Source organism: Aquirufa nivalisilvae, assembly GCF_003143535.1.
GTDB lineage: Bacteria > Bacteroidota > Bacteroidia > Cytophagales > Spirosomataceae > Aquirufa > Aquirufa nivalisilvae.
Window position 1 is genome coordinate 2,585,167 of the sequence record NZ_CP029346.1, and the last position, 13,630, is coordinate 2,598,796.

Annotated in this window: 15 protein-coding genes; 11 read left to right on the top strand and 4 right to left on the bottom strand. The window is 37.5% G+C overall.

Annotated features, from left to right (window positions below; translation table 11 throughout):
- Window position 1 precedes the first annotated feature (1 nt).
- Complete coding sequence (locus HME7025_RS10960; RefSeq protein WP_109323960.1) at window positions 2-1,408, bottom strand: MBOAT family O-acyltransferase; 1,407 nt, start codon at window positions 1,406-1,408, stop codon at window positions 2-4.
- A gap of 6 nt (window positions 1,409-1,414) precedes the next feature.
- Window positions 1,415-4,816 (bottom strand): isoleucine--tRNA ligase, encoded by a 3,402-nt coding sequence (ileS, locus tag HME7025_RS10965; protein ID WP_109325413.1) that lies wholly within the window; start codon window positions 4,814-4,816, stop codon window positions 1,415-1,417.
- Window positions 4,817-4,990: 174 nt separating this feature from the next.
- Here ileS and HME7025_RS10970 point away from each other — a divergent pair, with 174 nt between their 5' ends.
- The 4 genes from HME7025_RS10970 to HME7025_RS10985 all read left to right on the top strand — a co-directional run bounded on the left by HME7025_RS10970 (window position 4,991) and on the right by HME7025_RS10985 (window position 7,902).
- Entirely contained in the window at window positions 4,991-5,572 is a 582-nt protein-coding gene (locus HME7025_RS10970) for a 5-formyltetrahydrofolate cyclo-ligase (protein WP_109323961.1), read from the top strand.
- A gap of 108 nt (window positions 5,573-5,680) precedes the next feature.
- Window positions 5,681-6,148 (top strand): hypothetical protein, encoded by a 468-nt coding sequence (locus HME7025_RS10975; RefSeq protein ID WP_130925834.1) that lies wholly within the window; start codon window positions 5,681-5,683, stop codon window positions 6,146-6,148.
- A 10-nt stretch (window positions 6,149-6,158) separates the two neighbouring features.
- Window positions 6,159-7,151 carry an aspartate-semialdehyde dehydrogenase gene (locus HME7025_RS10980; RefSeq protein WP_109323963.1) on the top strand — a complete coding sequence of 331 codons (993 nt, stop codon included), beginning with the start codon at window positions 6,159-6,161 and terminating at the stop codon, window positions 7,149-7,151.
- A gap of 34 nt (window positions 7,152-7,185) precedes the next feature.
- A complete protein-coding gene (locus HME7025_RS10985; RefSeq protein WP_109323964.1) occupies window positions 7,186-7,902 on the top strand; it encodes a pyridoxine 5'-phosphate synthase in 717 nt (238 codons plus the stop codon).
- 370 nt (window positions 7,903-8,272) lie between these two features.
- Here HME7025_RS10985 and HME7025_RS10990 read toward each other — a convergent pair whose 3' ends face one another.
- Entirely contained in the window at window positions 8,273-8,887 is a 615-nt protein-coding gene (locus HME7025_RS10990) for a hypothetical protein (RefSeq protein WP_109323965.1), read from the bottom strand.
- A gap of 228 nt (window positions 8,888-9,115) precedes the next feature.
- On the opposite strand from HME7025_RS10990, the gene HME7025_RS10995 reads away from it, so the two are divergent.
- The 7 genes from HME7025_RS10995 (at window position 9,116) to HME7025_RS11025 (ending at window position 12,404) form a co-directional block, all read left to right on the top strand.
- On the top strand, window positions 9,116-9,715 hold the full coding sequence (locus HME7025_RS10995) for an RNA polymerase sigma factor (protein WP_109323966.1): 600 nt from the start codon (window positions 9,116-9,118) through the stop codon (window positions 9,713-9,715).
- Complete coding sequence (locus tag HME7025_RS11000; protein ID WP_154401968.1) at window positions 9,690-9,902, top strand: hypothetical protein; 213 nt, start codon at window positions 9,690-9,692, stop codon at window positions 9,900-9,902. The genes HME7025_RS10995 and HME7025_RS11000 overlap by 26 nt, the downstream gene beginning before the upstream one ends.
- 53 nt (window positions 9,903-9,955) lie before the next feature.
- Window positions 9,956-10,606, top strand: coding sequence for an endonuclease III (gene nth / locus HME7025_RS11005; RefSeq protein WP_109323968.1), 651 nt, complete (start codon window positions 9,956-9,958; stop codon window positions 10,604-10,606).
- Window positions 10,603-11,175 (top strand): nicotinamide riboside transporter PnuC, encoded by a 573-nt coding sequence (gene pnuC, locus HME7025_RS11010; protein WP_109323969.1) that lies wholly within the window; start codon window positions 10,603-10,605, stop codon window positions 11,173-11,175. The genes nth and pnuC overlap by 4 nt, the downstream gene beginning before the upstream one ends.
- 156 nt (window positions 11,176-11,331) lie before the next feature.
- Entirely contained in the window at window positions 11,332-11,715 is a 384-nt protein-coding gene (locus tag HME7025_RS11015; RefSeq protein WP_109323970.1) for a TraR/DksA family transcriptional regulator, read from the top strand.
- A complete protein-coding gene (locus tag HME7025_RS11020) occupies window positions 11,716-12,066 on the top strand; it encodes a phage holin family protein (protein ID WP_109323971.1) in 351 nt (116 codons plus the stop codon). It begins immediately after the preceding gene.
- Complete coding sequence (locus HME7025_RS11025; RefSeq protein ID WP_109323974.1) at window positions 12,063-12,404, top strand: hypothetical protein; 342 nt, start codon at window positions 12,063-12,065, stop codon at window positions 12,402-12,404. Before HME7025_RS11020 ends, HME7025_RS11025 begins: the two co-directional genes overlap by 4 nt.
- 113 nt (window positions 12,405-12,517) lie before the next feature.
- Here HME7025_RS11025 and prfB read toward each other — a convergent pair.
- Window positions 12,518-13,592 (bottom strand): peptide chain release factor 2 gene (prfB, locus tag HME7025_RS11030; RefSeq protein ID WP_109323975.1). Its coding sequence is split into 2 segments (ribosomal slippage): window positions 12,518-13,531 and window positions 13,533-13,592, totalling 1,074 coding nucleotides; the frame shifts between segments, so codons are not numbered across the junction.
- Between the last annotated feature and the right edge of the window lie 38 nt (window positions 13,593-13,630).

A 13,630-nucleotide genomic window follows, 5' to 3' on the forward strand; every position in this document is an offset into this window, starting at 1 on the left:
ATTAAAACTGGAAGTAGATAAATTGTTTCAAACTAAATACTCCTAAAAAATAAATCGCTATCAATAAAAAACTAAACTGCCATACAAATGTGCCCGCACTGGCTAGTTTTAAAATCCTTTGTCGATACTCCCACCAACATAAAGAGACAATTAATACCAAAGACAATATGATTTCATTCATGTTCATGGCGATTGGTAAACTATTCCTGCTGCCATGAATTAAGGTTTGGAAAAACTGTTCTACCTCCGTAAAATGCTTCAGCCTAAAAAAGACCCAAGCAAAAGTCACTAAAATGAATGTCAATAAACGATATAACCACTGTACCCAAACCTGCTTTTGCGCCTCCGCGGCCAAACTTGGAAATACTCGATTGATACTTAAACCAATGACTTGAAAAATTCCGTGTAATGCTCCCCAAATCACAAAATTCCAACTTGCACCATGCCATATCCCCGATAACACAAATACAACCATGATATTGAAATACCATTTGGGAACAGAAACACGGTTTCCGCCTAAGGAAAAATATACATAATCTTTAAACCAAGTAGAAAGCGAGATATGCCAGCGGCGCCAAAACTCAGGCAAGGATTTAGCAAAATATGGAGCGTTAAAATTATCCATTAGTTTAAAACCCATAACACGCGCCGCACCGATAGCCACATCCGAATATCCTGAAAAGTCACAGTAAATTTGAAAAGAATAAAAAACAGCTGCTAAAGCTAATGTTCCACTTGATTGATCCTGGAGGTGCTCATAAATAGGGTCTACTAATAAAGCTAAACGATCAGCTATCACTACTTTCTTGAAAATACCTGCAGCCATTTGCAATAGCCCTGATTTTACTCGATTCCAATCCCAGCTATGTACTTCATAAAATTGGTGCAACAGATTTTGAGGACGTTCAATTGGACCAGCCACTAATTGCGGGTAAAACATCACATATAAGCTGTAAATCCCAAAATTCCTCTCCGCTTTCTGATGTCCACGATATACCTCTATCGTATAACTCATGGCTTGAAAGGTATGAAACGACAAACCTATGGGCAGAATCATGTCCAAAACAGGAAGCTGCACGTGCGTCCCCAATTGCTCAGATAACCAAACAATATTTTGATCAATGAAATGATAGTATTTGAAAATTGCCAAAACTCCAATATTGGCCGCCAAACTTAACGCTAAGAATAGCTTTTTCTGAACCCCCTGAAAGCGTTCTAGGTATATTCCGGCAAAATAATCGATGATGATTGTGAAGCCAAGTATCCCCAAATACATGGGCACAAAAGCCATGTAAAAGTAACAGGAGGCTGCTAAAAGCAGAAACCAACGAAACTTAGGATGTAATAAAAAATAAGCACTGGTTATAATTCCAAAGAAGACTAAAAACTGCAAGGAATTGAATACCATAGCTTCTTATTTATGAACCGTCACCTTGACTGATAAAGTTGTATCATCCATGGAAATGTCGGATGCTTGATCTATTGAATCTTTCCAATTGATGCTCAATGCCTGAACTTCCTGACAGATATAAGCACCAAATTCTTGAATACTTTCTTCCCAAGCAACATCCCCCTTCAACACATCGATATTAATTTTATCTACCACATCAAATCCAGAATCCTTTCTAAGATTTTGAATTCGGTTGACAAATTCACGAGCCATACCCTCTCTTACTAATGAAGGACTCAATTGACTATCCAGAGCAATTGTTAGTCCAGATTCACTAGCCGTTAAATAGCCTGGCATATCCTCGGTTAAAATCTCTACATCGGCCAATTCGATGGAGAAACTTCCTAGCAAAATTGTTCCTTGGGCTTCCAATGCTTTCAAATCTTCAGCAGTCATGGAACTAATAGCCTCGGCTACCGCCTTCATATCTTTACCAAATTTAGGGCCTAATGCCTTGAAATTTGGTTTTACTTTTTTACTCAATACTCCAGCAGCATCGTCTAAATAATTGACTTGCTTCACATTGACTTCTGATTTAATCAAATCTTCCACACGTCGAATTTGATCACGAACTTGCTCTTGTAAAACAGGTACTAATACCTGTGCCAAAGGCTGACGTACTTTTAATTTATGTACTTTACGAATGGAGTGAACTAAAGAACAAATACGTTGGGCTAAGTCCATCGAGGCTTCCAAATCTGGATTTACCCAATCAGGATTCACTTGGACAAAATCAGTTAAATGTACAGACTCCTTATTACTTAAGTTCTTAAATAGCCAATCACCATAAAATGGCGCAATGGGTGACATCAATTGGGCCACTGTTTCTAAGCAAGTGTATAATGTTTGATAAGCGGCTTGTTTATCAGGGTTTATTCCTTTCTCCGTTGACTCTGGATTCCAGAATCTTCTTCTTGATAAACGAACGTACCAGTTCGACAAATGGTCACATACAAAATCTTGAATAGCGCGTCCAGCCTTCGTAGGTTCATACGTGGCATAGGCTTCATCTACTTCCTGAATCAAATGCATTAATTTTGACAATACCCAACGATCTAATTCCGTTAAATTAGCTTCCTCTAGTGGATTTTCCTTAGGGTCAAAACCGTCCAAATTAGCGTATAAAGCAAAGAAATTATATGTATTAGTTAAGGTGCCAAAAAACTTATTTCTCACCTCAGTAATACCCGCTAGATCAAATTTCAAGTTATCCCAAGGTTGAGCATTGGTAATCATATACCAACGTGTTGGATCAGCTCCATACTTTTTCAAGGTATCAAATGGGTCAATAGCATTGCCCAATCGTTTGGACATTTTATTTCCATTTTTATCCAAGACTAAACCGGTAGAAACAACATTTTTAAAGGCCACAGATTCTTCCACCATGCTGGATATAGCATGTAAGGTGAAAAACCAACCACGAGTTTGATCCACCCCTTCGGAAATAAAGTCAGCGGGGTAAGATTCCTTAAATACTTCTTGATTCTCAAATGGATAATGCCATTGAGCAAAAGGCATGGCTCCTGAATCAAACCACACATCAATCAAATCCAATTCACGTGATAATACAGCCCCTGAAGCACTTAATAAATATACTTGATCCACAAATGGGCGATGAAGGTCAGCCGTACCAGCCTGTATGGCAGTTAAAAAATCTTGATTCCCTTTAGCTTGTTCGGCTGTTAATTTTCCTGAAGCTAAAGCCTTTTCCAATTCAGATGTCAATTGCTCCAAAGAACCAATACATATCTCTTCAGAACCATCTTCTGTTCTCCAAATCGGCAAAGGTGTCCCCCAATAGCGCGAACGAGATAAATTCCAATCCACCAAGTTTTCTAACCAATTACCAAAGCGACCTGTTCCTGTAGATTCAGGTTTCCATTGAATGGTTTGATTCAACGCAATCAATTTATCTTTTACAGCCGTAGTTTTGATAAACCAAGAATCTAATGGATAATATAGCACAGGCTTATCCGTTCTCCAGCAATGTGGATAAGGGTGGTCAAATTTCTGTACATTAAATGCCTTATTTTCCGTTTTCAACTGAATGGCAATGCGCTCATCCACCGACAAATACTTATCTCTTCCTTGTTTGATTCTTGCCTGTTCCTTCTCATCATCTGACAAGTAAGCTTCCTTTACAGGCTCCAATGCATAATCACTCACTTCTTGAACAAATTGACCCTGACGATTGACCAAAGGTACTTCTTTACCATTGGCATCAAGGACCATGATGGCAGGAATGCCATTTTGCTGGGCTACTCGGAAGTCATCCGCTCCAAAAGTTGGAGCCGTATGTACAATTCCTGTTCCATCTTCGGTTGTTACGAAATCTCCTAATATAACTCGAAATGCCGGTGTAGCAGGTTGCACATAGGGCATTAATTGTTCGTATTCAATTCCTTCCAAATCCGATCCTTTACATTCACCGATGATTTGATAAGGAATAGCTTGAGGTTTTTTCTCGGCAGCTAAATATTCTTCGAAATTTCCATTTAAGGCAAGAAAATTGAAATATTTGAGAACCAAATCCTTAGCAAGTACTACGTGAACAGGAAGGAAAGTATAAGGATTAAATGTCTTAACTAATACATAGCTAATTCCTTTCCCTGCTGTTAAGGCTGAGTTGGATGGCAAAGTCCAAGGAGTAGTAGTCCATGCCAATAAATAGACAGGATTCCCTTGACTCAATTCAAACAAAAATTGAGATTTTTCGTTTTTAATGGCCTTAAACTGAGCTGTTAAGGAAGTGTCTTTCACATCACGGTAGCAACCAGGTTGATTCAATTCATGAGAAGACAAACCTGTACCTGCAGCAGGCGAATAAGGCTGAATCGTATATCCTTTATATAGCAATCCCTTGTCGTAAAGGCGCTTCAATAAATTCCAGACACTCTCAATATATGGTGTTTGATAGGTTACATAAGGGTTTTCTAAATCAACCCAATATCCCATCTTTTCAGTCAAATCATTCCATTGTCCCGTGAATTTCATGACCGTTTCACGGCACTTTTGGTTGTATTCTTCTACACTGATTTTCTTACCTATATCTTCTTTGGTAATGCCCAACTCTTTCTCTACTTGCAATTCCACCGGCAAACCATGCGTATCCCAGCCTCCTTTGCGTTTTACTTGTTTCCCTTTAAGTGTTTGGTATCGACAAAAAATATCTTTGATGGCGCGCGCCATGACATGGTGAATCCCAGGAGTACCATTTGCTGAAGGCGGACCTTCGTAAAAAGTAAAGCTCGGATGACCAGCACGTGTGGAAATCGATTTCTCAAAAATCTGTTCTTGATTCCAGAAATTTAAAATTTCATCGGCAACTTGCGCGTAATCTAAATTTTTGTATTCCTTGAATTTCACGTATAAAGGGGATTTAATAGTATATGCTAGGCAAAATTGAGGCAAAAATAGTAAAATTTGGGCTGAAATCGTAATATCATCTTCATCTCAAGTCAATTAATCCTATTTAGTTCAACGGATTAATTTCTTTTGATTTTACGCCATTAAAATCCTAATTTGATTCATCTTCGAACTATGAAAAAGAGTGAAATAAGAAATAAGCATCTTGCCCTTCGTAAAACCTGGACAAAGGAAGAATGGAATCTACGGAATTCCCTCATGCAAGATAACTTATATACCTACCTTAGCAACCTTCCAAAAGGCGCCTTGGTGCTCAGTTTTCAATCCATTCTAGGTAAAAAAGAAGTGGATACTAAAACCATTCATGACACCTTACTTCTTCCTCCTTTTGAATTCAAATTAGCTTTCCCTAGAGTCGAGGGTGAAGGAAAGATGTCGGCCTATTTAGTGCATGAGAAAACCTCTTGGATTACTTCAAATTGGGGCATTCAAGAACCCGATCCAGATACTTCAGAAAAAATAGAACCTGCGGAAATCCATGTCGTACTTGTCCCATTGATTGGATTTGATTTACAAGGTCATCGAGTAGGTTTTGGTAAGGGTTTTTATGATCGATTCTTATCAAAATGCCAGCCAGCTTGTTTAAAAATTGGACTGAGCTTAGAGAGTCCAGTAAAGCATATTGATGACCTTCATGCATTTGATATTCCCTTGGATGTAATAATCAGTTCAGAAGGACTTTATACCTTTCATTGAATTAGTCCAAAAAATCCTTTCTAGTTCAAGATATAAGCCCTAATTTTGCGTTTCCTTAAACATTTTTCTGTGAAAATCAGGCTATTAATGTTGGTTTCCATATGCTTCATGTCCCTACGTTTATTGGGCCAAGAAGAAGTTAAAACTAAATTATACCCCATTGAGCAGATTGAAGGAGGTTGGAGTAAAAAGTTCTCCTACAAAAGGCAGATTATAGAAAGCCCATTGGCCTTACAGATTCCATTATTGGAAGCAAAAGATTCGGAAGTAAGCTATGAATTTTTGACTTATAAACGTCAGAAAAAAAGTGCAGAAATCATTTCGGCTTTTACTACGGGATTTTCTGTTTATACTTTTTTGAGTAAAGGACAGGTATCTGATGGCTTTTATTGGACAGTTGTAGGAAGTGCTGCCGTATTGAATTTATACTTAGGTACAGTGAGTATTAAGCATTTCAAAAAAGCTTTGAAACGCTACAATGAATTAGCGCAAACAGACAGTAAAATCAGTTTGCAAATCAATTCCCATGGGAGCTCAGGAGCTTCTTTGGGACTGGCATGGAATTATCAATTTTAACGATTATACAATGAAAGTTGCAGTAGTGGGCGCCACAGGTTTAGTTGGCGGCGAAATCTTGAAAGTATTAGCGGAAAGAAATTTCCCAGTTAGCGAATTAATTCCCGTAGCTTCGGAACGCTCAATTGGTAAAAAAGTTAGTTTTAAAGGCAAAGAGTATGATGTAGTTGGTTATGACACAGCTATTGCCATGAAACCGAATGTAGCCATTTTCTCTGCAGGTGGAGGAACATCCCTAGCTATCGCACCTAAATTTGCTGAAGCTGGTATTACTGTGGTAGATAATTCTTCTGCTTGGAGAATGGATCCCACCAAGAAATTAGTTGTTCCAGAAATCAATGCCTCTACATTGACTCCAGAAGACAAAATTATTGCCAATCCTAATTGCTCGACCATACAAATGGTGGTAGTTATGAATCCATTACACAAAAAATATAAAATTAAACGTGTGGTGGTATCAACTTACCAATCTGTTACTGGAACTGGTAAAGCTGCTGTGGACCAATTATTCAATGAGCGTGCTGGTAAAACAGAATATGACAAAGTTTATCCACATAAAATAGACTTAAACGTGTTGCCACATATTGATGTGTTTTTGGATAATGGCTATACCAAAGAAGAGATGAAAATGGTCAATGAGACCAAAAAAATCATGATGGATGATTCCATTCAGGTTACGGCTACAACAGTACGTATCCCTACGATTGGCGGTCACTCGGAAGCAGTTAATATTGAATTCGAAAATGATTTTGATTTAGAAGAAGTAAGAAATTTATTGGCTCAAGAAGAAGGAGTGATTGTTCAAGATGATCCAAAGAACTTCTTGTATCCAATGCCTATCACGGCTCATGGAAAAGATGAGGTATTTGTAGGACGTATTCGTCGAGATGAAACTCAGCCTAATACCTTAAATCTGTGGATTGTAGCCGACAATTTAAGAAAAGGGGCTGCTACCAATGCCGTACAGATTGCGGAATATTTGGCCAAGCATCAATTAATTTAAAAAAACGGCCGGTTTATCCGGCCTTTTTTATGATATGACAAGACTCAGCGTAAATATTAATAAAATAGCTACCCTTAGAAATTCTCGAGGGGGAAATAATCCAGATTTGATTCAAGTAGCTTTAGACTGTGAACGATTTGGAGCAGAAGGAATTACCGTGCATCCAAGACCTGATGAAAGGCATATTCGATATTCTGATGTTTATGCCTTAAAGAAAGTTATCCAAACGGAATTCAATATTGAAGGTAACCCATTGGAGGAGAAGTTTGTGGAATTAGTATTAGATGTAATGCCTGAACAAGTTACCTTAGTACCCGATGCACTAGGTCAAATTACATCCAACCATGGCTGGGATACGATAAAACATCAAGATTTATTGATTCGATTAATTGCCCCTTTCAAAGCGGCCGGTATTCGAACATCCATATTTGTAGATCCGATCTTAGAAATGGTAGAGGCTGCTAAATCTACTGGTGCTGATCGAATTGAATTATATACGGAACCATTTGCAGAAGAATTCCCTAATGACCCTACTAAGTCGGTTGCCTCCTATCGAAAAGCAGCTTTCCGAGCTCATCAAATAGGCCTAGGTGTTAATGCAGGTCATGATTTAAGTTTAGAAAATTTAGCTTTTTTTAATGCGAATGTTCAACCGTTGGATGAAGTATCCATTGGGCATGCCTTGATATGTGATGCATTATATTATGGATTAGAAAACACCATTCAGCTGTATAAAAGGCAATTGATTTAGGATATTTCTGTTATTTAAAGCGTCCCTTAAACAACAAAAACATCCAACAAAATGATTGAACCCAAAAAATTCATCATTCTAGATTAAAAGCGGTTAGGCATTCGAAAGAACACCTAGCTAATCATCAGCTAATCAGCCTTTGCTGATTTCCTGTTCCTTGTAATGCAAAATTGGGGATATTTAAAACAAATCATCTTGCGATAAATCAAGAAATAAAATTGCTGCGCATCAACTTCTCAAAAAAAATAAAAACAAATAATTCATTATCAGCACATTAATACAAACAGCCAATTGAATTCTTTTATCAGAAATTAGATAATAAAAAAGGGGCAATCTTCGATTGCCCCTTTTAACGAATAATTCGTTTCTGTTAATCTCTTTGGCCTGTCAAAACAACAGCACCACCAGCCACAGACAATTTAATTGCAGCTACTTTTCCATCTGTTCTAGAGAAAATAATATCTGCATCGTATCCTTGAATAGTTGCTGTGTAAACATCAGCATCTTTAGAGGGCTTTAATTCGGCTGGCTCAGCACTACCAGCATCAGAAGTTAAGAAAAGCTTGCCTTCTTTAGCGGCAATTAAAATTTTCTTCACATATTCATTCTCTGCCATTTTAAATGACCCAGCATATTCATCTGTAGCTGACTTGGCAGCTTCCTTTTGACCCGCTAAAACTTGTCCTTGAGCATCAATTTTAATCACGCTCACTTGACCGTTTACTCGTTCAAAAGTGATGGTTGCGCCCATACTTTCCATGATAAATTCATCTGCTTTCTTACCAGCAGCTAGTTCTGTATCTGGGAAACCCTCTGCAGACATCACTAATTTTCCATCTTTGGGAGTCAATTTAACTGACTTCACGTAAGGATTATCTTGTAATTTATAATTACCAGCATAATCTGTTACAGCTGTCTGCGCATTAGCCGTAAAAGCAAAAAATGCCAATGATAGTCCAATGGCAATATTTCTAAATTTTTTCATTGGGTGTTAATTTTGGTTTGTTTGACAAATCTAATAAAAAAATGATGCTTGCATAACTCTTTCAAGCTTGAAATGACAAAAAAAAATATTAAAAATTTTATATCAATTATGAATAAGCATTTTGATTTATAAAAGTTTTATTTACTTTTGAACCGAAATCAATTCGCCAACCAAACAATAGGAGACCCTGCATGAGATAAAACTCTACGTTAACAATTTTGAATTTTTATGATCAAAAATCAAGTTAACGATGCAGCGTTGGTATCAGCGTACATCCAAGGTGACGACCAAGCGTTTGAAACGTTGGTTAAAAGAAGCAAATCCAAAGTTTACACAACTCTTTATTTAATTGTCAAAGATCGCTATATAGCTGAAGATCTTTTACAAGAAACTTATATTAAAGCTATCGACGTATTGAAGTCGGGTCGCTACAATGAAGAGGGGAAATTTCTGCCTTGGGTTGTTAGAATAGCCCATAATTTGGCCATTGATTATTTCAGAAGAGACAAGCGATATCCTACTATTGTCTTGGAAGATGGATCAAAAGTATTCAACAGTTTTGAATTTGCAGAAGATTCTGCTGAGGAGATACAATTAAAAGAGGATCAAATCGTTAATATCAGAGAATTAATTAAAAAATTGCCTGATGAACAACGAGAGGTCCTTGTGATGCGTCATTACGAAGAATTAAGTTTCCAAGAAATAGCGGCACAAACTCAAGTTAGCATCAATACGGCCTTAGGTAGAATGCGATATGCATTGATCAACCTAAGAAAAATGCTAGAAAAACAAGAGAATGCCTATGACGCAAAGCTTTACCCCAAATGACCTAGTCAAAAACTTGTATGAACCCGAACAAGGGTTTTCAACCGTTTTAAGCTTGGAAGACCAATCGGAATTGGCTTCCCTCCAAAAGGTCAAATTGTCATTAGACAATGCCCTACTAGAACCGCCTAGTAGAACGATTGAGGCCGTATTAGCCTACTCAAAGCATCAGATGCCCATTCAATCCTAATGGATGGGCATGCTGGCTTGAAATTTTTCTTACCTTTGTAGAAATCCTTTTTCATGCAAAGAAAAGAACGATTTCAAGCATTTGTAGATCATTTTTCCAGCTCTTTTCCAGAAGCAGAAACGGAATTGCATTATAGCAACCCATATGAATTATTGGTGGCTGTGGTTTTGTCGGCACAATGTACTGACAAAAGGATCAATCAAGTTACCCCTGCTCTTTTCAGGCGCTTTCCAAGTCCCAAAGACTTAGCGGAATCTAGTGTAGATGAAATATTTAGCTACATTCGTTCCGTCTCATATCCCAATAACAAAGCCAAGCATTTATTAGGCCTAGGTCAAAAATTGATGGATACCTTTCATGGCGAGGTCCCCGAATCCTTAGATGATTTACAAACTCTCCCTGGTGTTGGAAGAAAAACTGCCAATGTTATCGCTTCTGTTATTTACAATCAACCGGCTATGGCAGTAGATACTCATGTCTACCGCGTATCAAGAAGATTAGGTTTAGTTCCTCAAACAGCTACAACTCCACTAAAAGTAGAACAATTATTGGTCAAAAATTTACCTAATGAAGTGATCGCTCGGGCGCATCATTGGTTAATCTTACACGGTCGATATATCTGTTTGGCTCGAAATCCCCAATGTTCCACTTGTCAGATTAGTCATTTTTGTGCTTACTTTGAAAAAAATAAGCTCAAAGCATGATTGTTTCATGGATTAAAGAAAACATTTGGGAGTTTAGTGGAATCATTTGTTCTTTATTGGGGGTTTATTTTTCCATTCAACAGCATTTGGCTGCTTGGATCTGGAACATCTTAGCATCCCTATTATTTGGTATATTATTTTATCAGCATGGCCTGTATTCCGACATGGAATTACAAGGCTTTTTCATTGCCATGGGAATTTATGGCTTCTATCAATGGAGAAAAGAAGAGAAAAACTGGAAGGCTGAAAAAAGCACTCGTTTATCCCTCATCTTGGGAATCACATGCTCACTAGCTTATGGTTTAATCGCTGGATACCTTCATACTCGATTAACGCATCTGGTATCCTTTGCTTATGTCGATGCAACCTTAACCGGACTAAGTATTTTTGGAACTTGGTTAGCCATTCATAAAAAAATAGAGAATTGGATACTTTGGATTATAGTGGATATCGCCTACGTGATCATGTATTTGCAGAAAGCTTTATGGGGAACTAGTTTGCTATATGTACTGTTTATCTTTCTGGCTATCAAAGGACTACATCATTGGAAACAAAATCTTAGGTCATAAAAATTTAAATTCAATTTTGAGTAATAATTATCTATTTCGAATAGATAAATTTATATTTGTGCTACCATTATTAGAATCGAAACTAAATCATTGATTAACAAATACTTGCAAGAGCAAAATATTTATTCAACATTCAGATTAAGCATTATTTAGAACATGGGAAACGAAGAAAAGCAAAGGTATTCAGCAGAAGAATTAAAAGAATTTGAAGATATCATTCTTAAGAAACTAGAAGAAACAAAAGCCGAATTAACTTATTTAAGAGAAACATTAAGTAAGAAAAATGATCCTGGAACAGATGATACTGCGGGCAATTCCAAAGTAATGGAAGATGGTGCAGATACTGCAGAAAAGGAGAACATGAATCAATTGGCAGTTCGTCAGCAAAAATTTGCTGGAAACTTAGAAAAAGCGCTTATGCGAATTAAAAATGGCACCTACGGTGTTTGTGTAGAAAGTGGCAAATTAATTTCTAAAGAGAGATTGCGTTTAGTACCTCATACACAACATTCTATTGAGGCAAAACTTAAACAAAAATAAATGGGCTTATTCGATAACAATAGGTTAATCGATCTCTTGAGTAATTACCTCAAGACTCAGTTCGAATTGGTGAAGCTAGACATCCAAGAACGAATCGAAGAACTATTGACTCGAATTTTCACCTTTTTCTTAACTGCGTTTGCCGTCTTAATTACTTTATTTTTTGCTTTGATGGCATTAGCAAACTTTTTAAATGCCTACTTAGAAAGTACCTATTTAGGTTACCTGATTGTAGCAGGAATGAGTGCTATTATTAGTTTAATCTTAGTAAGTAATCTGAAAAAACAGGAAAAGAAGGTTGAAGTAGAAGAAAGTAATTCCCTTGAAACTGAAGAAGATATCGAATCATGAGCCGATCAAAAAGCAAGAAAGAAGACCTAATCGCCCAAGCGGAAATATACGAAAAAGAACTTTCAGAAGAAGTTGGTGAAATCAAACAGCAAATCAAAGAAAAAGGCAGTCAAGCTTTATTGATTGGAGGAGTTTTATTAGGCTCATATTTGCTTTATACACTTGTTTCGGGTTCTGATAAAAAGCCTAAATCAGAGGCAAAGGAAGGTGGTTCATTCATTGGCGGGGCAATAAAATCGTATGCCATCGCTTTAGCGCTATCATTAGCAAAAGATAAACTAGTTGAATTTCTTCAACAACTTGAAGAAAATAATCAAGAAGTTAAATCCGAAAAATAAGAGGAAATAAGTAAGTTTGAGAGGTTTGACAATTAGATTTGACAACTTTTGAAAAGTTGTCAAATCTATTCAAATCAAAACAAAATCAGATCAAAATACACGACCCCTGATCGTTAATTCCCCATCAAATACGCTTTAATAAACTCATTGATTTCCCCATCAAGTACAGCATCTGTATTCGACGTTTGATGATTCGTTCGATGATCTTTCACCCTTCTATCATCCAATACATAACTGCGAATCTGGGAACCCCATTCAATTTTTTTCTTTCCTGCTTCTACCTCTGCCCTTGCCGCATTTCGCTTATCAATCTCAATTTGGTATAATTTCGATTTCAATAAACGCAATGCCACTTCCTTATTTTGTAATTGTGATCTTTCTTGCTGACAAGCAATTATAATACCAGACGGCCTGTGGGTTAAACGTACTGCTGTTTCCACCTTATTGACATTTTGCCCACCTGCTCCACCTGAACGAAACGTATCCCAATCAATATCAGCTGGATTCACATCAATCTCAATCGAATCATCAGCAAGAGGATATACATATACGGAGGCAAATGAAGTATGTCGACGAGCATTGGAATCAAATGGTGAAATACGAACCAAACGATGAACGCCATTTTCGGACCTTAAATTTCCATAGGCAAACTCTCCTTCGATTTCGATAGTCACGGATTTCAACCCAGCCACATCTCCATCATTGGAATCTACCAATCGAACTTTAAAGCCATTTTTTTCGGCCCACATCGTATACATACGCAACAGCATACTTGCCCAGTCTTGCGACTCTGTTCCGCCAGCTCCCGCATTAATCTCCAAGACTGCGCTCATTTGATCGCCTTCTTCCGACATCATTTTACGAAACTCCAAAGCTTCTAGCTTCTCCTCTAATTTTGCTCCCTCCTGATCTACTTCTATCTCAGATGCATCTCCCGACTCATAGAATTCCCAAATGGTCTCCAAATCTTCCATCGAGGAATTAAGTTTATCGAAACCTTCCGTCCAAAACTTCAAGCCACGCATCTCGCGCATGGTGCTTTCTGCTTTCTCTGGATTATTCCAAAACTCGGGATCCAAAGTCACTGTTTCCAATTCGGAAATCAAATATTTTTTGTGATCGTAGTCAAAGATACCTCCTTAAAGCCTCTATTCTGGCTTTCAGGTCATTGAACCTGTCTTTTGTCATACCTAAATGTGTAATTAAGCTACAAATATACCCGCTTT